Annotated in this window: 24 protein-coding genes; 12 read left to right on the top strand and 12 right to left on the bottom strand. The window is 64.4% G+C overall.

The window, feature by feature from the left end; all coding sequences use genetic code 11:
• Window positions 1-3 precede the first annotated feature (3 nt).
• A complete protein-coding gene (locus C476_RS18730) occupies window positions 4-171 on the bottom strand; it encodes a hypothetical protein (protein ID WP_008013473.1) in 168 nt (55 codons plus the stop codon).
• A gap of 133 nt (window positions 172-304) precedes the next feature.
• The gene (locus C476_RS12410) at window positions 305-616 is read right to left on the bottom strand and encodes a hypothetical protein (RefSeq protein ID WP_008013472.1); all 312 of its coding nucleotides are present in this window, start codon (window positions 614-616) and stop codon (window positions 305-307) included.
• Between the two features lie 97 nt (window positions 617-713).
• Here C476_RS12410 and C476_RS12405 point away from each other — a divergent pair, with 97 nt between their 5' ends.
• A complete protein-coding gene (locus C476_RS12405) occupies window positions 714-1,835 on the top strand; it encodes an AI-2E family transporter (RefSeq protein WP_008013471.1) in 1,122 nt (373 codons plus the stop codon).
• Between the two features lie 91 nt (window positions 1,836-1,926).
• Window positions 1,927-2,487 carry a DUF5518 domain-containing protein gene (locus C476_RS12400; RefSeq protein WP_008013470.1) on the top strand — a complete coding sequence of 187 codons (561 nt, stop codon included), beginning with the start codon at window positions 1,927-1,929 and terminating at the stop codon, window positions 2,485-2,487.
• Window positions 2,488-2,493: 6 nt separating this feature from the next.
• Here C476_RS12400 and C476_RS12395 read toward each other — a convergent pair whose 3' ends face one another.
• From C476_RS12395 to C476_RS12385, 3 genes are all read right to left on the bottom strand, one after another.
• Window positions 2,494-3,822, bottom strand: a complete 1,329-nt coding sequence (locus C476_RS12395; protein ID WP_008013466.1) for an ABC transporter permease — start codon at window positions 3,820-3,822, stop codon at window positions 2,494-2,496.
• Window positions 3,819-4,571: an ABC transporter ATP-binding protein gene (locus C476_RS12390; protein ID WP_008013464.1), complete on the bottom strand. Its 753-nt coding sequence runs from the start codon at window positions 4,569-4,571 to the stop codon at window positions 3,819-3,821. The genes C476_RS12395 and C476_RS12390 overlap by 4 nt, the downstream gene beginning before the upstream one ends.
• Before the next feature lie 74 nt (window positions 4,572-4,645).
• Window positions 4,646-4,957, bottom strand: coding sequence for a hypothetical protein (locus C476_RS12385; protein WP_008013458.1), 312 nt, complete (start codon window positions 4,955-4,957; stop codon window positions 4,646-4,648).
• A gap of 240 nt (window positions 4,958-5,197) precedes the next feature.
• On the opposite strand from C476_RS12385, the gene C476_RS12380 reads away from it, so the two are divergent.
• The 3 genes from C476_RS12380 to rpiA all read left to right on the top strand — a co-directional run bounded on the left by C476_RS12380 (window position 5,198) and on the right by rpiA (window position 7,761).
• Window positions 5,198-6,136 carry an ABC transporter ATP-binding protein gene (locus tag C476_RS12380; protein ID WP_008013457.1) on the top strand — a complete coding sequence of 313 codons (939 nt, stop codon included), beginning with the start codon at window positions 5,198-5,200 and terminating at the stop codon, window positions 6,134-6,136.
• Complete coding sequence (locus C476_RS12375) at window positions 6,133-6,990, top strand: ABC transporter permease subunit (RefSeq protein ID WP_008013456.1); 858 nt, start codon at window positions 6,133-6,135, stop codon at window positions 6,988-6,990. The genes C476_RS12380 and C476_RS12375 overlap by 4 nt, the downstream gene beginning before the upstream one ends.
• 63 nt (window positions 6,991-7,053) lie before the next feature.
• Complete coding sequence (gene rpiA / locus C476_RS12370; protein ID WP_008013455.1) at window positions 7,054-7,761, top strand: ribose-5-phosphate isomerase RpiA; 708 nt, start codon at window positions 7,054-7,056, stop codon at window positions 7,759-7,761.
• Between the two features lies 1 nt (window position 7,762).
• Here rpiA and C476_RS12365 read toward each other — a convergent pair whose 3' ends face one another.
• Complete coding sequence (locus C476_RS12365; protein ID WP_008013454.1) at window positions 7,763-8,188, bottom strand: hypothetical protein; 426 nt, start codon at window positions 8,186-8,188, stop codon at window positions 7,763-7,765.
• A gap of 114 nt (window positions 8,189-8,302) precedes the next feature.
• Here C476_RS12365 and fni point away from each other — a divergent pair, with 114 nt between their 5' ends.
• A complete protein-coding gene (fni, locus tag C476_RS12360) occupies window positions 8,303-9,364 on the top strand; it encodes a type 2 isopentenyl-diphosphate Delta-isomerase (RefSeq protein WP_049911827.1) in 1,062 nt (353 codons plus the stop codon).
• 172 nt (window positions 9,365-9,536) lie between these two features.
• On the opposite strand, the gene C476_RS12355 is transcribed toward fni, so the two are convergent.
• Window positions 9,537-9,704, bottom strand: a complete 168-nt coding sequence (locus C476_RS12355; protein ID WP_008013450.1) for a DUF1931 family protein — start codon at window positions 9,702-9,704, stop codon at window positions 9,537-9,539.
• Window positions 9,705-10,000: 296 nt separating this feature from the next.
• On the opposite strand from C476_RS12355, the gene larB reads away from it, so the two are divergent.
• The 5 genes from larB (at window position 10,001) to C476_RS12335 (ending at window position 13,992) form a co-directional block, all read left to right on the top strand.
• Complete coding sequence (gene larB, locus C476_RS12350) at window positions 10,001-10,759, top strand: nickel pincer cofactor biosynthesis protein LarB (protein ID WP_008013449.1); 759 nt, start codon at window positions 10,001-10,003, stop codon at window positions 10,757-10,759.
• A 119-nt stretch (window positions 10,760-10,878) separates the two neighbouring features.
• Complete coding sequence (locus C476_RS19915; protein WP_449289260.1) at window positions 10,879-11,028, top strand: DUF7563 family protein; 150 nt, start codon at window positions 10,879-10,881, stop codon at window positions 11,026-11,028.
• A 72-nt stretch (window positions 11,029-11,100) separates the two neighbouring features.
• Entirely contained in the window at window positions 11,101-11,355 is a 255-nt protein-coding gene (locus tag C476_RS12345; protein WP_008013448.1) for a GIY-YIG nuclease family protein, read from the top strand.
• A gap of 118 nt (window positions 11,356-11,473) precedes the next feature.
• Complete coding sequence (locus tag C476_RS12340) at window positions 11,474-12,433, top strand: hypothetical protein (RefSeq protein ID WP_193788163.1); 960 nt, start codon at window positions 11,474-11,476, stop codon at window positions 12,431-12,433.
• Window positions 12,434-12,600: 167 nt separating this feature from the next.
• On the top strand, window positions 12,601-13,992 hold the full coding sequence (locus tag C476_RS12335; RefSeq protein WP_008013446.1) for a phosphoglucomutase/phosphomannomutase family protein: 1,392 nt from the start codon (window positions 12,601-12,603) through the stop codon (window positions 13,990-13,992).
• Window positions 13,993-14,000: 8 nt separating this feature from the next.
• Here the strand turns inward: C476_RS12335 and cysE are convergent, their stop codons facing one another.
• The 3 genes from cysE to C476_RS12320 all read right to left on the bottom strand — a co-directional run bounded on the left by cysE (window position 14,001) and on the right by C476_RS12320 (window position 16,132).
• Window positions 14,001-14,519, bottom strand: a complete 519-nt coding sequence (cysE, locus tag C476_RS12330) for a serine O-acetyltransferase (protein ID WP_008013445.1) — start codon at window positions 14,517-14,519, stop codon at window positions 14,001-14,003.
• A gap of 212 nt (window positions 14,520-14,731) precedes the next feature.
• The gene (locus tag C476_RS12325; RefSeq protein WP_008013442.1) at window positions 14,732-15,400 is read right to left on the bottom strand and encodes a metallophosphoesterase family protein; all 669 of its coding nucleotides are present in this window, start codon (window positions 15,398-15,400) and stop codon (window positions 14,732-14,734) included.
• Window positions 15,401-15,541: 141 nt separating this feature from the next.
• Window positions 15,542-16,132 (bottom strand): IMP cyclohydrolase, encoded by a 591-nt coding sequence (locus C476_RS12320; RefSeq protein WP_008013440.1) that lies wholly within the window; start codon window positions 16,130-16,132, stop codon window positions 15,542-15,544.
• Between the two features lie 109 nt (window positions 16,133-16,241).
• On the opposite strand from C476_RS12320, the gene C476_RS12315 reads away from it, so the two are divergent.
• Entirely contained in the window at window positions 16,242-16,628 is a 387-nt protein-coding gene (locus C476_RS12315; RefSeq protein ID WP_241430489.1) for a homing endonuclease associated repeat-containing protein, read from the top strand.
• Between the two features lie 757 nt (window positions 16,629-17,385).
• Here the strand turns inward: C476_RS12315 and C476_RS12305 are convergent.
• Together C476_RS12305 and C476_RS12300 are read right to left on the bottom strand one after the other, a co-directional pair.
• Window positions 17,386-18,732, bottom strand: coding sequence for an oxidoreductase (locus C476_RS12305; protein ID WP_008013434.1), 1,347 nt, complete (start codon window positions 18,730-18,732; stop codon window positions 17,386-17,388).
• A gap of 95 nt (window positions 18,733-18,827) precedes the next feature.
• Entirely contained in the window at window positions 18,828-19,871 is a 1,044-nt protein-coding gene (locus tag C476_RS12300) for an NAD(P)-dependent alcohol dehydrogenase (RefSeq protein WP_008013432.1), read from the bottom strand.
• Window positions 19,872-20,018 lie beyond the last annotated feature (147 nt).

Below are 20,018 nucleotides of genomic sequence, written 5' to 3'. Positions count from 1 at the left end.
TGACTACTCGTCCGCTGTGTCCTCGTCCTCGTCCTCGTCCGACTCCTCGTCGTCCTCGAGCGGCGGTTCGGCTTCGTCGCTGCGCTCGAGTTCCTCCGCGAGTTCGTGCTCTCGCTGGTGTTTCTCCGCGTCGTCGGCTTGCTTGTCTCGTCCCTTTTTCGTGTCTCCCATGGCCACGGTCTACATCCGTGAGGGGCATAACGCTGTGCCCGTTCATACGATGTAACTAGTTACCAGTGGGACCGCAGGACGGTCGCGGTCCCACCGGCAATGACTGACAGTAAACCGTATCAGTGTGCGGTCGTTACCGTGGCCTGACCCGGCCGAGCGGGCGAAGCGCGGGTGCATTCGGTACCACTCGAACGAGCGCCGACGTCGAGGTGTATGCCTCGCGGTCGGTCGGTGACTTCGCTGCGATGAGCTTCCAGAACCCGGGCGAGTCAAATCGCAATCGGCACAGGCCGCGTTCGTCCGTCCGTGTAGATTTCGTCTGCGTCGCAACGATGGCTCCTTCGACGGGCCGTCGTCGATCGTCACGGACGTAAACGGTAATCTCGGTCCCGACAGCCACCTCCCGTCGGTCGATATCGATCCGGAGCTGCCGAACCACCCTCATGCGCGTATGTACCACGATCCCGTCGAAAAAGGCAACCCTGCGCGTTCCGGCCCGCTCACCAGACAAAGACTTTAGTCCTCGAGTGAGAGTCCTGGCTGTGACAGAGACTGGGAACGGGAACGCCGGCTCGAGCCACCAGCGACGGTACGTCCTCGCCGGTCTTGTCGTTGTCCTCGGCGTCGTGACCGGCGGAATCTTACTCGAGGTGCTCGGGACGATCCTCCTCGCGCTGACCGTGGCGTACGTCCTCATCCCGGTCCAGCGCTGGTTCGTCAGGCGCGGACTCACCGAGTGGGCCGGCGCGCTGGCCGCGACGCTGGTTGGCTTCGGCGTCACACTTGCGGTCAGCACGCCGCTGGTCGTCGCGCTCTATTTCCGGCTTGAGGATGTCGTCGACACCCTCGCTGCGCTGCCGCGGGAACTGTCGGTGTCGGCGGTCGGGATGACCTACGCGATCGAAACCGGGCAGATTCAGGCCGCTGCCCTCGAGTTCGTTCAGGGGGCTGCGACCTCCTTCGCGCTGGCGCTGCCGGTGCTCGCGATCAAGTTCGCGCTGTTCGTCGTGTTGCTGTTCGGCCTCCTGCTCAAAGGTGACGCGGCAGGCCGGGCGGCCATCGCACCGATACCTTACGAGTATCGAGACGTGGTCTACGCGCTGGCTCGGCGAGCCCGCGAGACGCTGTATGCGATCTACGTGCTGCAGGTCGCGACGTCGATCGCGACGTTCGCTGCCGCCTATCTGCTGTTCTGGGTGCTCGGCTACGAGGCGGCGCTAACGCTCGCGATCGCCGCTGCCGTTCTCCAGTTCGTCCCGATCATCGGCCCGAGCATGCTTGTCATCCCGATCGCGCTCTACCACGTCGCCGTCGGCGACCTCGTCGCAGCGGCACTGCTTGGCATACTCGGTCTCGTTCTGATCGCCTGGCTGCCAGATGTCGCCGTTCGGCCGCGACTGGCCAGACGCTCGGCCGGTCTCCCCGGCAGCTTGTACTTCGTTGGTTTCACCGGCGGGCTCTTTACCCTCGGTGCGATTGGCGTCGTTGTCGGCCCGCTGCTCGTCGCGGTGTTCGTCGAAGCCGTCGACTTGCTCGCAGACGAGGTCAACGGCGATGCCACGTTTACCGACCTCGTCGAAGACGACCACGAGGATCCTGCAAGCAATCCCGACGAAACGGAGACCACGTTCGAGGAGCCAGATTCGAAGGCTGCTGACGACTGAGCGAGAGACCGCCCCGGCTTGGCGACTGGGCTTCGACGACAGAGCGTCTTGGACCACCGACACTTTTCTCCTTGCCGTCCTTTCGTCTAGTATGGTTCAGACGCGAACGCTCGTCAACGCGATTATCGGCGCTGTCATCAGCGTCGTCGCCTCGTTTATCCCGGGCTCGACCGTCCTTGGCGGGGCTGTCGCGGGCTTTCTCGAGGGGCCGGACGAACGAGCGGGCGCAATCGCGGGGGCGTTGGCCGGCGCGATCACGTTCATCCCATTCCTGATTTTTGGGTTCTTCTTGGCCGGGTTTTTCAGCCTCGGACTGATCGGCGGCTTCCCGATCGAGGGGGTGGTCTTGTTTACTTTCGTGATCTTTAGCTTCGGCTTCTTTCTGCTGCTCTATACCGTCGGTCTTTCGCTGCTCGGCGGCTATCTCGGCGCGTACCTCGCTCGAGAGTATCCCGACCGTCACCGGCAAACCCGGGAGACGGTCGGCTTCGACACGAACGAGACTGCCCGCCGTTCCGACGCGCCGTCGACGCGAGACGACGAGTTCGGCGAGTCGTCCACGTTCGATACCGGGTTCGAGGACTCGAGCGATCGCGCTGACGACCGAGACGCACAGCGAGAGCGCGACCGGGATTCCGACCGAGAGGTGTGAGCTCACTTACTCGTATCTGAGCGCATCGATCGGGTCCGTCCGCGCGGCCCGCCAGGCCGGATACAGCCCGGCGAGAATACCCACAACTATCCCGACGATGATTGCGATCGCGACGTACTCGAGGGGATAGACTAAGGGGAGATCGATGTACTGCACCCCGAGATAGCCGGCGACGAGCCCCAGCCCGGTCCCTAGGATTGCGCCGATGACGCCCAGAATCACCGATTCGGTCAGGAACAGCCCGAGAACGTCGCGATTTTGCGCGCCGACGGCTTTCATAATCCCGATCTCGCGGGTCCGTTCGGTGACGCTGACGAGCATGATGTTCGCGATGCCGATCGAGCCGACCAGCAATGAGATGGCTGCGATCCCGACGATGAAGTTCTGCAGGAGGTTCAACACGTCCTGGAGTTGGCCCAGCAGTTCCGTACTCGTCTGGAGCTGTACCTCGAGGTCGTCACCCAGCAACTCGCTGGCGTCGGAGGCGTCGCTCTCGAGGTAGTCGGTCGTGCTCTCGCGGGCGGCGTCGATGTCTGCTTGATCGGCCGATTCAGCCTCGACGATGATCGCGAGAAAGCGGGCTTCGCCGCCGGTGACACTCTGGTTGCCAGCGCCAGCGTCACCGCCAGCGCCACTCTGGTTGCCAGTGTTAGCGCCACCGCCAGCGCCGATCCCCAGCATCGATGCCTGCTCCGTGTAGTAGGGATCGGTCGGCACGTAGATCCGCGGCGAGGATTCGAACCCTTCGAACGGACTCAGTCCCTCGCTGTTGTCGGTGATGCCGACCACTTCGACTTCGGTTTGCTGCCCGCCGAGCATCGCCACGGTGAGGGTATCGCCGACGCTGACGTTCTCCTCGAACTGATTCGCAGCCGCGGGGTTGACCACCGCCTCGCGTGCTCCCATCTCGAACTGTCTGCCCTCGGTGATACGCTCCTCGCGGATGTATGACGGCCCTGACGCGATCATGCCACTGCCCTGTGCGACCGTCTCCTCGCCGTTCGAGATCGCTTGTGTCTGGAGCGTCGCGTAGCCGTAGGCCGCCTCGACGTCCTCTAAGTCCTCGACTGCCTCGAGGTCGTCTTGCGTAAAGACGGGCTGGGCACCCGCCAGCGGGCCGCCCTCGCTGTCGGGCTCAGCGGCCCAGCCGTAGACGTTGCGCTGGTCATCGGGACTGATGTCACCGATCACGCCGGCTTGGAGGCTTGCGCCCAGCGTGACGAAGGCGATTACCGCCGCGATGCCGATCACGATCCCCAGCGTCGTCAGCGCCGACCGAAGCCGGTGGCCGCGGATCGATCGCCACGCGAGGCGCAGACTCTCGAGCGGATTCATTCGTCGCCCCCTCCTGATTCTCGGCCGGCCGGCGATCCCGCCTGCGACCCGCCAGCCCCGTCGAGTTCTTCGATCCGCTCGATCTTTCCATCAAGGAGGTGGATGATCCGGTCGGCCCGCTCGGCGACGTGGCGCTCGTGGGTGACGACGAGCATCGTCGTCCCGCCCTCGTGGAACTCATCGAAGAGGTCGAGGATGTCGGCCTCGGTGTCCGTATCGAGGTTTCCCGAGGGTTCGTCGGCCAGCACGATCGCCGGGTCGTTGACCAGCGCCCGCGCGAGCGCGACGCGCTGGCGCTGGCCGCCCGACAGTTCGTTTGGCATGTGATCGATCCGGTCGCCGAGGCCGACGCGCTCCAAGAGATTCCGTGCCCGCTCGCGGCGCTCGTCTCGATCGATGCTCTGGAACAACTGCGGCAGTGCGACGTTCTCGACGGCGTTCAGCCGCGGCATCAGGTTGAACGTCTGGAAGACGAAGCCGACCTCGGTTCCTCGCAGCCGCGTCCGTTCGCGATCGCTTAATGTCCCGACGTCACGACCCCCGACGACTACCGTTCCTTCGGTCGGCGTGTCTAGACAGCCCACCAGATTCATCAGCGTCGACTTCCCCGAGCCACTCGGCCCCATGATCGCGGTGTAGGAGCCACGGGGGACCTCGAGAGAAACACCGTCGAGTGCGTGGACCGGCTCGCCGATACGATACGTTTTGCGGACGTTCGAGAGAGAAACGGCCGTGCCCGAACTCGCCATGCCCGTTCGACGACGGACGGTCTGAAAAAAGTTCTGCGCAACGTCACGCCGATTTCGGCGACCGAGTTGACGTGCTACCACTCCCCACTGGCCGTCTCACCCGTCATCGGCTCTGTCGTCGTCTCATCACTCCGGAGGATAACGTATGCGATCAGTGCGATGACGCCGATGGGGAAAAACAGGAACAACAGTGCGCCGACGCCGATCGCCCATGCGAGTTCGTTGTTTTCGCGCTTCGTGGCATCTTTATATACCCAGTAGGCAGCGCCGACTGCGATCACGACTCCGATGATGAACCCGATCACCATCGCGATCAGCATCGTTGTGCCGTCGATCCCAGTCGTTTCGCCGCCGGCTTGCAAGGGAAGGAGGGCGTATTGCGACATTATTTCACCCGACGCGAGCGGCCGGTCGTTCGAATGCGGGACCATCGGTGTCGATCGAGTGTCGTTCGATCGACGGAGGGCAGGGTCAGTTCGACCATAGTGTAATCCAACACATGATATTGAACCAATACGATACAAATCTCTTTCTCTTGGGAACAACAACTGATAGTACTTCGTTCCATGCTAACTTATCAGCGCAGCAAGTTATTTGTGGCTCCTTAATGGTAGTCTGATTGAACAATGCCCTCCATCGACATCTCAGACGTAACGAAGCGGTACGGCACCGACACAGCCCTCGAGGGGCTGGATCTCACCGTCGAACGCGGCGAGATCTACGGCTTCCTCGGGCCCAACGGCGCGGGGAAGTCGACGACGATCAATCTCGTACTCGATTTCATTCGGCCGACCAGCGGCGAGGTGCGGGTGTTCGATCTCGACGCACAGGCAAACGCCCTCGCGATCCGGAAGCGGACCGGTATCCTCCCCGAAGGCGTCGAGCCCTACGACCGGCTGACTGGCCGCCAGCACGTTTCGTTCGCGATCGAATCGAAAGGGGCCGACGACGACCCCGACGATCTCATCGAGCGGGTTGGGCTCTCGGCCGACGCAGCCGACAAGAAAGCCGGCGGCTACTCGAAGGGGATGACCCAGCGGCTCATGCTCGCGACGGCGCTGGTCGGCGAGCCGGACCTGCTGATTCTCGACGAACCGTCGACCGGTCTCGACCCCAACGGCGCTCGCCGGATGCGCGAGATCATTCGTGAGGAAAACGACCGCGGCGCGACTGTCTTCTTCTCCTCACACGTCCTCGGGCAGGTCGAGGCCGTCTGTGATCGCATCGGCATTCTGCGTGACGGCCACCTGATCGCCGAAGACACGATCGACGGGCTACGTGACACGATGCCCGATCAGACCCGGCTTCGTGTGACCCTCGATCGCGTTCCCGACGACTCGACAGCCGCTCTCGAGGCAGTCGAATCGATCGACGGCGTCTCGTCGGTGACGCCGGAGGGCCGGACCCTCGTCGTCGCCTGTGCGGACCGTGCGAAGACGACCGTATTACACACGATCGAGGACTACGACGTGACCGTCGAGGATTTCACAACCGACGAATCCTCGCTCGAGGATCTGTTCGTGGCGTACACGTCGGACGCCACGCCGGCGGAGGTGGCTCGATGAGCGCGATCATCGTCGCGAAGAAGGACTTTCGGGACGCCGTTCGCTCGCGTGTCCTGCTTGCACTGACCGGCCTGTTCGCCCTGTTTTCCGTCGGCGGTGCGTTTCTGGCCTCGCGGCTCTCGGCACTGTTCGAGGAGGGTGGCGCGGAGTCGACGCTCGATCTGATACTCGCGTTGCAGACGCCCGCGAGCTTTCTCGTGCCGATTATCGCCCTGTTCGTCGGCTACGGTGCGATCGCTGGCGAGCGAGAGAGTGGGAGTTTGGCGTTCCTGCTCGGACTCCCCCACCGTCGCCGGGATGTCGTCCTGGGGAAGGTCCTCGGTCGGACGGGCGTGGTCGCCGTCTCGATTCTGGTCGGCTTTACCGTCGGCCTGCTTGGACTCGTCGCGTTCGTCGGCTCGGTCTCGCTCGTCGACTACGTCGCTTTTACCCTGATAACAGTGCTGTTCGGGTTCGTTTACGTCTGTCTCGGCGTTGGCCTCTCTGCGATGACGCGGTCGACGACCAGAGCGGCAGTCGGTGCGGTCGGACTCGTCGTGGTGTTCTGGTTCGCCTGGAGCGTTCTCGCGCAGGCGCTGTTGTTCGCGATCGAAGGCGAACTCCTTCCCGAAACGATTCCCGGCTGGTTCATTGCCATGAACGCCGTGCCGCCGGACGCCGCCTATGGCTCTGCGATCGCTGCCGTGCTCGGCGCTGGCCAGTTCACGGCCTCCAGCGCATACGAGACACAGGGGCTGATCGATGGTGGTGTGCCGATCGTCGCCAAGCCGTGGTTCGGCTTCGTCCTGCTTGCACTCTGGGCGCTCGTCCCGCTTGCCATCGGGCTCTGGCGGTTCGATCGCGTCGATCTGTGACCCTGGGCCGACCGACGCAGCCAAGTTACAACGTTTTTCCCGTCGCCGCTCGCTTGCACACGCATGAAGACGGACGGTGGCTCAGACGCAGCGAAACGACGCGCTGGCGAACGCGCGGCCGAGGACGTCGAAGACGGGTTCGTCGTCGGCCTCGGCACCGGCTCGACGACCGCCCACGCAATCCGTGCACTCGGCCGGGCCGTCGACGACGGCCTCGAGATCCGCGGGATTCCCACCTCGTTTCAGTCTCGCCGACTGGCACTCGAGGTCGGCATTCCGCTGACCGACCTCGATGCGGTCGACGGCGTCGATATCGCGATCGACGGCGCGGATCAGGTCGTCGACGATCCCGATACGGCCGCTCACGGCGCGCTCATCAAAGGCGGCGGCGCAGCCCACGCACGCGAGAAACTCGTCGATTCGGCCGCGGACCGATTTCTCGTCGTTGCCGACCCCTCAAAGCTGACGGAGCGCCTCGAGCGGTCGGTGCCGGTCGAAGTGCTCCCCGATGCCCACACCGTTGCGGCAGCTCGCATCCAGGAATTGGGCGGCGAGCCGACACTGCGGGACGCCGAGTGCAAGGATGGCCCGGTCGTGACCGACAACGGCAATCTAGTGCTTGACTGTTCGTTCGGTCAGATCGACGACCCCGATGGGCTGGCGACGCGGCTCTCGGCGATCCCTGGTGTCGTCGAACACGGCCTGTTCGTCGACCTTGCTGACGTGGCCTACGTCGGCCGCGAGGACGGCGTCGAGCGCCGGGAGTACTGATTCACGTGGTCGTCGTGTTGGCGTCGGTGTCGACCGTCCGCTCGGTGTCAGTCGAGCGCGCCAGCAGGAGCACCGTCAGGTAGAGCACGCCCAGCAGCCGCGCCGCGGGCACCACCCACAGCCGGAGCTCGAGATCGTCGGTGTTGGCGTAGACCAAGTGCTGGCTGAGCGTGATGATCGGCCGCGGAACCAGGACGAGTATCAGCCCGGCGAGCCCGAGCAGCGCGCTGACGAGCGTTGACCCCTCGCGACCGCGGGCGAGCAGCCAGACGAAGACCAGCCCCTCGAGCCGCGCGCCGGTCAGCGCCAGCGGCCGTCGTCGGGCCGTCCCGGGGTTTCGCAGGCCGATCCGCTCGCAGGCCTCGATCACCGGCCGCGGCATGACGATCTCGACGAGCCCGAAGCCGAGAAGGAGTGTGCGCAACATCGATGCCCCTCTACCGCGGCGAGGGGCAAAAAAGCGAGCCAGCGACCGCTCACGAGCGCCATGAATGAACACCTTTTCAATACCGTCACACCACCCTCCGATGGAGACGATTCGATGCCCGAGACATCCGACAGGAAAGACGATCACATCCGCATCATCGAAGAGGAAGACATCGAAACGGACGGCGCGGGGTTCGCCGATATCGACCTCGTCCACGAGGCACTGCCGGATGTCCACCGCGACGAGATCGACACGTCCACCTCGCTGTTCGGCCACGAACTCGCTGCACCCATCGTCATCGAGAGCATGACTGGTGGCCACCCGAACACGACGAAAATCAACCGGGCGCTGGCCGAAGCCGCCCAGGAGACGAATATCGCCATGGGCGTCGGCAGCCAGCGTGCCGGCCTCGAACTCGATGACGAGGCGTTACTCGAGTCGTACACGGTCGTCCGAGACGTTGCACCCGACGCCTTCCTCTATGGCAACGTTGGTGCGGCCCAGTTGCTCGAGTACGATGTCGATGACGTCGAGCGCGCCGTCGAGATGATCGACGCCGACGCGATGGCGGTCCATCTGAACTTCTTACAGGAAGCCGTCCAGCCGGAGGGCGATGTCGATGCACGTGGCTGCCTCGACGCGATCGAGGCCGTCGCCGCCGACCTCTCGGTGCCGGTGATCGTCAAGGAGACGGGCAATGGAATCGCACGTGAGACGGCGCGTCGGCTCGCCGACGCCGGTGTTGACGCCGTCGACGTCGCCGGGCAAGGCGGCACGACGTGGTCGGGAATCGAGTCCCACCGCGCGGCCGCGGTCGGCGCTGACCGTCAGGAAGCGATCGGACAGCTGTTCCGGGCCTGGGGTGTCCCAACTGCAGTGAGTACGCTCGAGGCGGCGTCCGTCCACGACTGCGTGATCGCAAGCGGCGGCGTCCGCTCCGGGCTGGACATCGCGAAAGCGATCGCCCTCGGCGCACGAGCCGGCGGGCTCGCCAAGCCGTTTCTCGCACCGGCAGGTCAGGGGACCGACGCCGTTGTCGACCTGATCGAGACGCTTGCCCTCGAGTTGCGAACGGCGATGTTCGTCACCGGATCGGCGTCGATCCCGGAACTGCGTGAGACCGATTACGTGCTACTCGGTCGAACCAACGAGTACGTAACCCAGCGCCAGCGCTGATACTGCTGGCGAACACGATTTACACCGATCGCACGCGAAAGGCGAGCATCGCCGCACGGACCCCTCTCTCCCAGTACGTGTCTATCGATCGATCTCGAGATTACTGACGAGCGACGGGTATGCGCAGCTCTCGGCCGTCGCGGTGTCGATAAAAAACGAAGCAGTCTCGACCTTACAGGTCGCGGGGCTGGACCGTCTTCCGGTCGTTAGCCTCAGCGCGTCGGGCCGCATCGTCGAGCAGCTCGGAGACCTCCTCGTCGAGGGCGTCGTAGAAATCCGAGGCGACGTTTTTGTCATCGAGCGCTTCCTTTACGGCGGCTTTGACGATAAGATCTGCCATACGATCTATTCCTTTCCCGTTACCCTATATAAGAATTGTGCTTACTACCGGAAATACGGGGGTTGCAGCGGTTGATTCGCCGGTTTCGATGGCCAGACTCACCGGAAAGTATATGTCTAATGAGCAACCGACTTCGATTTCGAAGGCGGTCAATCACCGGATTCCGGATCGCGCGCGGTCCTCCGGGGCTCGCGCGCACGTTCAGTACCAGACCAACCAGACCAGAACCCTCGTTCGCTCAGTTGTTCTCGACCCTGGGTCGACGGATTCGAGTGTCTCGGCCGCGGAGAGCATGTATGCGTGAACTCCTCGACGCCGTCGCCGATGGTACCGTCTCGCCAGCGGCGGCCGAAGCCGAACTCAGGGGGTATGCCACCGGCGAGGCGGGCCGGTTCGACGCAGCCCGCGACCAGCGCCGTGGGGTCCCAGAAGCGATCTTTGCAGAGGGAAAATCGATCCCGCAGGTCGTCGCACTGGCCGAAACCGCACTCGAGACGACCGGGCGAGCACTGCTCACCCGTGTCTCCGACCCGCAGTTTGCCGCTCTCGAGGACTACGTCGCGGAGACAACTCCGGACGCGACGATCCACCGCCACAGCGGCGCGGTTCGGGTGGTGACCGCCGACTACGAGCCGCCGTCGCTCGAGGCGACCGTCGGCATCGCCACCGGCGGGACGGTCGACGAGGCAGTCGCCGACGAAGCTGAGGCCGTCTGTCTGGACGCCGGTGCGACGGTCGATCGGGTCGACGACGTCGGTGTCGCAGCGCTGTCTCGCACGCTCGATCAGCTCGATCGGTTCCGCGACGCCGACGTGATGATCGTCGCTGCTGGTCGGGAGGGTGCACTGCCGACCGTCGTCGCCGGTCTCGTCGATACGCCGGTCATCGGCGTCCCCGTCTCGAGCGGCTACGGGTACGGCGGCGACGGCGAGGCGGCACTCGCCGGGATGTTACAGTCCTGTACCGTTCTCTCGGTCGTCAACGTCGACGCGGGCTTTGTTGCTGGCGCACAGGCGACCCTGATCGCACAGGCGATCGCCACGGCTCGTGATTGACACGCATACTTTGTTAGGGAAAAATACTTCCTGCTACCGGAAAGCCAAACAGTGTTTGGAGAAGACTATTTAACTGTTCACCCAGTATAATCGAATACCGGCTCCGGCCGGTGTGTCCAATGCCCAAGTGTGACCATTGCGGCGCGCACGTCTCCGAACGGTTCGCACGCGTTTTCGCCAACGAACGCGGTGAAATACACGCGTGTGTCAGCTGTTCGGCGAACGCTGGAATCGCTGAAGCCGCGAAAGAACGCGCTCGCGGCACCTGAACGTATCGCGACGACCGATCAGGACCCCTACGGACGTGAGACTTTTTGCGGCTCCGTCCCATTCGACAGTCGATGGCCGAGGCTGCCCACGTCGTCTACGTCCTCGAGTGTGCTGATGGCTCTCTCTACACTGGCTACACGACCGACCTCGAGCGACGCGTGGCCGAACACGACGCCGGCGACGGTGCGAAATACACCCGTGGCCGGACACCGGTCGAACTCCGCTATCACGAGCGGTTCGACTCGAAATCAGCTGCGATGTCCCGTGAGTACGAAATCAAGCAGCTACCGCGCGCTGAAAAAGAACAGCTTGTCGGGCTCGAGTGATCCGTGTTCGCGCACGTGGGCCCGCCTGCCAGTCCAGTTGCCGGTCTCGTGGCCGGTCTCGGAGCCGAGTTGTCCGTCCGACAACTAAATGTGTGATGGTGATGACAATCGTCTCGAGATGCAACTCGACGTTGTCGACGAACTCAGACAGCCCGACTACACGGGCGAAAACCGCTGCGAACCGTGTACTGCCCTGAACCTGGTTATTGCGGTGGTCGCTGGCTCCCTCATCGCGCGGAAATCTCGCCTCGGCGGCCTCCTCGCTGTCGTGATTTCGATCGCGTTGATCTACCTGCGGGGATATCTCGTCCCCGGCACGCCGACGCTGACCAAGCGGTATCTCCCGCCGGCAGTCCTGCGCTGGTTCGACACGGACCCCAGTCCTGACGTGGCGAGCGGTCTCGGTGGTGCTGACACCGCGGCAACTGCAGCCGTCGACACAGACCACGGCGATACCGACTCAGCCGGCGCTGACGATGTAACAAGTCGCGATGCGGATGCGGCGTCCGAACCCGACACCACCGCCGGCGAGGCCGATGCACTCGCTGACGCCTTCGAACTCGACCTCGAGACGCTGTTTCTCGAGCACGATGTCCTCGAGCCCTGCGACGACCGGGACGATCTCTGTCTGACCGACGCCTTCGAGGCCGACTGGTTCGACGAGATCGACGCCGTCGAGGGGTCGGGGCTCGACGCCACGGCCGCCGTCGACGCGTTCGGGTTCGACGCCGATCCAGACGAGTTCGACCTCGACGACCGCGGCGAAGCCCGCACGTTGCGTTCCCCGTCCGGCGTGGTGGGTCGCTGGCCCTCTCGTGCCGCGTTGCTCGCTGACGTCGCTGCCGGCCGCGCTCTCGAGTCATGGGTGCCCGACTGGGACGCCTACCAGCCCGAGACGAAGGGGGCGGTGCTCAACGGGCTTCGGATGTTCCTCGAGACCTGTCCCTCCGGGGGCGACGTACACATGGGCGAGGACGTCGTCGAATCCTGCTGTAGTTCCCACAAGGTCGTCGCGGTCACCTGTGAGGAGACGGGCGAACGGCTCTTCGAACAGCGTCTCGCTGATATCGACGCCTGATACGGTTTGCTGTCCCGATTTCCCGGTGCAACCGCAGGGCGGTCGCGGTCCCACCGGCACTGACTGACAGGAGACCGTATGAGACGATATGCTGTGGTGTGACGTGACATATTCTGTGGTCGCAGTCGCCCGTCGCTTTTTTCGCACCGGCCCGCGACCACCGCACCATGGAGACGATCAGCTTCGGTACCGATGGCTGGCGGGCGACGCTCGAGGAGTTTACGACGCCACGCGTCCGGATGGTCGGACAGGCGGTCGCGACGTATCTCGACGATGACGGGCTCGAGGGCCCGGTCGCGATCGGATACGACGCCCGCGAGACCTCTCGCGGGTTCGCCGAGGAGCTGTCGCGGGTGCTGTGTGCAAACGGGTTCGACGTGTTGCTCTCCGATCGGGATCGGCCGACGCCGCTGGTTGCCCACGCGATCGTCGATCGCGACCTGGCGGGCGCGCTTGTCATCACGGCCTCGCACAATCCGCCCGAATACAACGGCGTGAAGTTTATTCCCGACGACGGCGCGCCGGCGCTGCCCGCCGTCACCGACGCCATCGCGGATCGCCTTGCCGAACCCGAGTCGCTTCCCGAAGCCGACCACGGCACCGTCCGCGAGGTCGATTTCGCCCCGTCCCATGCGGACGCCGTCTTTGACTTGGTCGAATCGATCACCGGCAGCGCAGACCTCTCGGGGCTGTCGGTCGCCTACGACGCGATGCACGGCAGCGGCCGCGGGACCACCGACGCGGTCCTCGAGCGCGCCGGGGCTGACCTCGAACGCGTCCGGTGTGAGCGCGATCCCGACTTCGGCGGTGGCTCACCCGAACCCGCCGCGGAGAACCTCGAGACGCTGATTGCAACCGTCACCGACGACAGCGGCGTCGATCTCGGGATCGCCAACGACGGCGACGCCGACCGCATCGCTGTCGTAACGCCCGAACGTGGCTATCTCGACGAGAACCTGTTTTTCGCCGCGCTGTACGACTATCTGCTCGAGGACGCGTCCGGATCGGCGGTCCGGACCGTCTCGACGACGTATCTGATCGACCGGATCGCCGAGGCCCACGGCGAACCCGTCCGGGAGGTGCCGGTCGGCTTCAAGTGGGTCGCCGAGGCGATGGCCGACGGCGACGCGCTCGTCGGCGGTGAGGAGTCCGGCGGCTTCACCGTCCGGGGCCACGTCCGCGAGAAAGACGGCGTGTTGATGGCGCTGCTCGCGGCTGCGATGCACGCCGACGAGCCGTTAGACGAGCGGGTCGACCGACTGCTCGAGACCCACGGCACCGTCGTTCAGGACAAGATCAGCGTCGACTGTCCCGACAGCGAGAAGACGCGGGTCCTCGACGATCTCGAGACAGCGATCCCCGAAACCGTCGCGGACACCGACGTCGAGGACGTCAACACCGCCGACGGGTTCAAACTCCTGCTGGCCGACGGCTCGTGGCTGCTCGTTCGCCCCAGTGGCACCGAGCCAGTGCTGCGAGTCTACGCCGAGGCAGGGGACGAGAAACGGGTTCGTGAGTTGCTTGAGGCGGGTCGAGGACTGCTCGAACCGCTGGTCTGATGGTCTGCTCAGTCGACCCGCTCTGCTGGGACGCCGACGACGGTCGCACCGGGTTCGACGTCCTGCGTGACGACAGAGCCGGCACCGACGGCTGCCTCCTCGCCGATCGTGATGTCGCCGAGCAGCGTCGCGTTGGCTCCTAATTGCGCGCCCGATTCGACCGTCGGATGGCGCTTGACCGGTTCGTTCGTGGCCCCGCCGAGCGTGACGCCGTGGTACATGTGGACGTCGTCACCGATCTCGGCCGTCTCGCCGATGACGACGCCCATCCCGTGATCGATCGTCACACGCCGACCGAGTTCTGCGCCCGGATGGATCTCGACGCCGGTCAACAGCCGCACGAGCTGGGAAAGCAGCCGTGCCACGAATCGCTCGCCAGTTCCGCCGCCGGTCCAGCACCGGTGTGCGATCCGGTAGGCCCAGACCGCGTGCAGTCCCGGATAGCAACACAGCACCTCGAGCCAGCCCTTCGCTGCAGGATCGCGCTCGCGCATCGCCCGCAGGTCCTCGTAGATGCGCCTAAACATCGGTCTCGATCGTCACCCCTGTCGATCCGGTCTCGAGGCAGCGCGTTCGTCGGCACGACAGCGACGGACGCGAGCGACACCACCGGCCCACGATGTGCCGTGGCTGGTTCCGATCGGTACACACAGTCGAGCCGGGAGCTACCATGTCAGACCGTAGCCGTGGGAGACGTGTTAAAGAGTCCCTTTCCGTGGTCGCGTCCGGCTCACGTCTCTCACTCCCCGCGTGCGAGCCGCGTTCCGATACGGTCGGGGAGATCGGCCTCATCGACGGCCGTCTGCACCGCCTCGATGTCGTATTCGACGCGCTCGGTCTCGACGGTCAGCCCCTCGAGATCCACGACGGCGTACCCAGCCCGCGGATCTCCATCGCGGGGCTGGCCGACACTTCCGGGGTTGACGACGATCCCCTCTGCGAACCGCTCGACGCCCTGAACGTGCGTATGACCGAGCACCAGCACGTCCTCGTCGCCGAGCAGCCGCGGTGTAAACTCCCGTGGGTAGGTATATCTGGTATAGCGGTCCGGATCGTCCGGATGCCCGTGGACGAGCTTTACCTGCCCGTCGCAGACGTGGCGTTCGGCTGGAAGTTCGGCAAGCCACTCGAGCTGGTCGTCCGAAAGCTGCGTTTCCGCGTGCTCGACGCCCGCCTGCGCCATGCCATTGAATCGGAAGGGCGTCTCCGCGGCGACGGCGGCGTCGTGGTTGCCCATCACCGTCGGCACGTCCCGTTCTCGCAGCATGTCGACGCAGTCTGCCGGCCAGGGGTTGTAGCCGACCACGTCCCCCGCACAGCATAGTTCGTCGACGTCGGGCATGTCCTCAAGGACGGCCTCGAGTGCGACCCGGTTCCCGTGGACGTCCGAGATGAGTCCGACCTTCATGCCCACAGCTAACAGGTGCCATCGATTTGTAGGTTATCCAGCAGTCCGTCGCAGCGGCGGGCAGTCGCCGACAGTGCCCGTTCGGTAGCGATCGCTCACGGCTCCCTGTCGTGTCTGGCGAGAACCGTAAACCGCCGATGCTCAGTTGCCGTTTTCGATCGCCGTCTCGAACCCGTCGTCAGTCAGTGCGACGCCGGCTGCACAGACGGCGTGCTCGAACTCGTGGTCGTAGACCTCGCTCGCGGCTGCGTCGGCGCTGTCTGCCTCGAGATCGAACGCTTCGGGGGCATCTTTCTCGTAGGTCGCGACCAGCGTCGGCTCGTCGACGGTCTCGACGAGCAGGGCGTCCTTGCGAACCGTGCCGATCATGGCTTCGCCGTCGTCGCTGATCGTCGCCGCGATCCGGGGCGTGTCGTAGTCGTCCTTTTCGTAATCCAGCGCGAGCAGGCTCTCGGCCAGCGCATCGCGAGCGGGATAGCCAAGCTCGAGTTTCTCCGCGATCGGATCGACGTGCGAGCCATTGCCGAAGGCAGCCGTCTCGCCCGTCGGCGTCTCGACGACGCGCAGGCAATTATAAGAGACGTAGGGGTTGTCCGTCTCGGGGGCATCGTCGGTCGGCCCGACGGTGAGTGCTTCCTCTCGAGCGGTGATCTCGCGGTTGGGGAACGAACGTGAAGAGACGCGATACGCGCCGACCTCGGGGCCAACGACGACGAATCGTCCGACGTACATACTCGGGGGTGCGCGAGAGCGGGAAAAAGGAATGTCGATTCGCGCTCGAGCGATCGAATTCGCCAATATCAGGTGAGCGTTTATACCCGATAACGCGGTCACTGGTGGTGTGACGACGGACGAGGCGTGTCTCGAGGCCCTTCGGGAGGCCGCCGACCGACTCGGTGAGTCGCCGACGAAAGCACAGTACGAGGAGTTGGGATTACGACCCGCCTCTGCAACGATTATGGAGCAACTAGGCGGCTGGAACGCGGCGAAAGAACGCGCAGGGTTGGAAACGTTCGATCGCGGTGCAACCGGCGATCAGCCTGTCCAGCCGAAACCGGGGTGGGTCGATATTCCTGACGACCTCGAGTGGGGAAGACCTCACAGGCCAACAGCGCTGGTACTACAAGAACCGGGAGAAACGAATCGAGCGAAAGGATCGTCGCCGGGCGGAAATCCGGCGATGGCTCTACGCGTCCAAGGACCGACACTGCGAGTGTGCTCGCTGTGACGAAGACAGACCACCGTGTCTCGACTTTCACCATCCAGACGAAAAAGAACACAGCATCGCGACCATGGTCGTTAATGGCCACTCGAAGGCAAGCATTCGCGAGGAGATCGAGCGGTGTGTCGTTCTCTGTGCGAATTGTCACCGACTCGAACACGCTGATCCACCCGACTGCGGGTCGGAGCGACTCCAACCCGACAATCATAAATAGGGCCACGGCCAACGATCTATCGCAGCGCAGTCCCCTGGGGTAGTGGCCAATCCTGAAGCCTTCTGGGGGCTTCGACACAGGTTCGAATCCTGTGGGGACTACTCTTTCCGTTCTTTCGACTCGAGCGCCTTCGTAGCCCCTGCCGCCGATCTCCAGTCGAAACGAAGGGGTCAGCCGGTATCATGCGAGTCACCAGAACCCATCTTTAAATAGCGAGGGAACCCCGGCCGTTAGGCCGGATGGGGAATCGCGTCACTTGATTGCGCAGTCTACCGCTCAATCGGCACTCTCGGAATCCAACTCCCGCTGAGCGTGGAGTAACATCCCGTTCCACGTCAGACCGTGGTGTTCTTTCGCCTTCACTATGCGTGTGCGACCGGCTCGCGGTTCAGAGTCGACGCGCCCACGTACACCGTCGAGGGACCGCTCGAGGAACTGACGAGCACCACCGTAACGCCCTGATACGGACTACTGTCAGTCATTTCCGGTGCAACCGCGACCCGCACTGCGGTTGCACCGGTAAATCGTTACAGCAGACCGTATGAGTGGCTACCGGTCGGACCGCTCGTAGGCTCCCGCTCGCTCGAGTTCGCCCCGCTTTCGCAGCACACTGGGCGTCCGACAGATCCCCGGTGCGCCGGTCACCTGGGGCACCGTACAGTTGTTACAACTCTCGCAGACGACGCGCGGCTCGTCGCCGTCCGGCTCGGCCTCGAGCAACCGCGCGCCCAGCCGCGGTTCGGCGTAGAACGGTCGGGCCAGTCCGACCATATCGCAGGCGGGGGATTCGTTCCCGCCCGAGCCGAGCAGCCGATCCATCTTCTCGCGCCCTCGGATCCCACCCTCCGCGAGGACGGGGATCGATACCTGTTCGCGGACCTGCCGGCAGAAGTCCTCGTTCCACGCCGACTCGAAGTCGTACTGGAGCGACTGGACGCGATTCGCCAGCGCGACGAGCCGTCGTCGGGTCGCGCCACCGAAGGCTGCGTCGTACGCTTCGCGCAGTGCCTCGTTGTCCCATGCGCGTTCGGGATACGCTCCACGGACGATGCTCATGTCCCAGGTGACCGATGTCTGTACCGGGACGACCGCATCGTAGCCGATCCGCTCGAGTCGGCGGGCGATTTCGATCCCATCCGCGAGCGAGAGTTTCCGCCGAACGATGGGCGCGGGCGGGGCGGGCGTCTCGGCGGGTACCTTGGTCACCAGCGGCACGTCGCCCGCCCGCTTGCGGATCTCGTCGTGGACGACTGCGAGAAACGCGAGGCGAGCCTCTGGTGAGCCGCCGAACTCGTCGTCTCGGTGATTGTAAAACGGCGAGCAAAACTGCTGGACGATTCCCATATTGGCCCCGGCGAGGTGAATCCCGTCGTAGCCTGCGTCGACGGCGCGAGCCGCCGCGCGGCCGAAGTCGGCAGCGAGATCGTACACCTCTGCGGTCGAGAGGACGTGTGGATCGCACTCGAGAAACCCGATCCGGTCGAGCAGCCGTAACTGCCACGGCGGTTCCGACACCGCGAGCTGCTCGAGATCGGGATGTGCTCGGCGATATTCGGCGTGCCAGGTCTCCATACTCCGCAGGCCCCCGTGCTCGAGTTGGATGAAAATCCGGCTCCCGTGGTCGTGAATCCGGTCGGTCAGCCGGGCAAGTCGGGCGACGAAGTCGGGATCGTGAACGCGGGTCATCCCCGGCGCGGCACAGCCGCCCTCGCCGCGGACGATCGTTGCGCCCTGACAGATGAGCCCGACGCCCGATTCGGCGGCCGGTTCGAGGTCGTCGATCAGCGCCTCGACCGCGTCGGGACCAGTGCCCGCACACTCGAGTAGGGGTGCGCGATAGAGGCGGTTGGGGACCGTCACGCCGCCGATCTCGAGTGGATCCTCGAGCGTTGCCATGGAGGCCGTATCACGTGCCCCGGCAAGAGTGTAGTGCCGGTCGGCGAGCGGCTGCCGGCTCGAGACGAGCCGTCAGCATCGCGCTTGCCGGCTGCTCAGGGTGGGAGGATGACCGCCCGGCCTTCGATTTCGTTGTGCTCGAGGCGCTCGGCGACCGTGTTGATCTCGCCTAGGTCGTGGCGTTCGGTGCGCAGTTCGACCGCGCCGCGATCGACGAGCGCGACGAGTTCCTGCAGCTCGGCGTACTTGCCGACGAGCGTCCCCCGGTAGGCGAACTCGCCGTTGACCAGTGCCTGACTGGGCTCGTGGATGTGGCCGCCGTAGCCGACGACGTGGTGGTCGCCGCCGGCAGCGACGATTTCGGGTGCCAAGCTGGTCGTCTCGTCGCCGCCGACGAAGTCGATGACCTGTTGGGCCCCATCGTCGTCGGTCAGATCGGCGATCACGTCCGGAAGGTCCTCGTCGGCGGTGTTGACAGTGTGGCGCGCACCCAGTTCCTCGGCCAACTCGAGTGCCTCGTCTTTGATGTCGGCAGCGACGATGTCCGCGGCGCTCATCGCCTCGAGACACTGGAGTCCGATGTGGCCGAGACCGCCGACGCCGATCACGACGCTGGTGTCGCCGGGATTTAGCTCGTCGACCGCCTTCTTGACGGCGTGGTAGGCCGTGATCCCCGCGTCGGCATGGGGGGCGATCTCGGTTGGATCGACACTGTCGGGCAGCGGAATCACGGCGCGCTCGTTGGTCAGGAGGTATTCGGCGAAGCCGCCGTTGGTCGTGAGGCCGTTGAACGCGCTATTTTTGCAGTACATGTCTTCGCCGAGCCGACAGGGCCGACAGATGCCACAGGTCTGAACAGGATGGCAGATCACCGGATCGCCCTCCTCGACCAGCGTTACTTCGTCGCCGGTTTCGGCGACGATCCCCGCGTTTTCGTGGCCCAGCGTCATCGGCAGGTCCTGCGGAGCGTATTCGTCCCACATTCCCTCGATGATGTGGTTGTCTGTCTGACACCAGCCCGCGCCCTCGACCTCGACTAGGACGCCGTCGGACCGTTCGATATCCGGGCGGTCGATCTCGTCGATCGAGAGCGCGTCGCTCATGTCGTCGGTGTATTCGTGGAGTCTGGCTGCTTGCATGGGACTGACACACAGTTCATCGTCATCCGTGATAACGTTCCCCTCGCATCTCGTGTCGCGTGAGTGTTTTGGATTTGATACTACTACCCACAGCCGCTAATTTTGGCCGCGAAAACCGATCCGAGTGTCGCATTCATCTCTTCCTGA

Origin of the sequence: Natrinema limicola JCM 13563 (assembly GCF_000337475.1) — an archaeon.
GTDB lineage: Archaea > Halobacteriota > Halobacteria > Halobacteriales > Natrialbaceae > Natrinema > Natrinema limicola.
The sequence above is the reverse complement of the archived record's forward strand: the minus strand, read 5'-3'. Positions and strand labels throughout refer to the sequence as shown.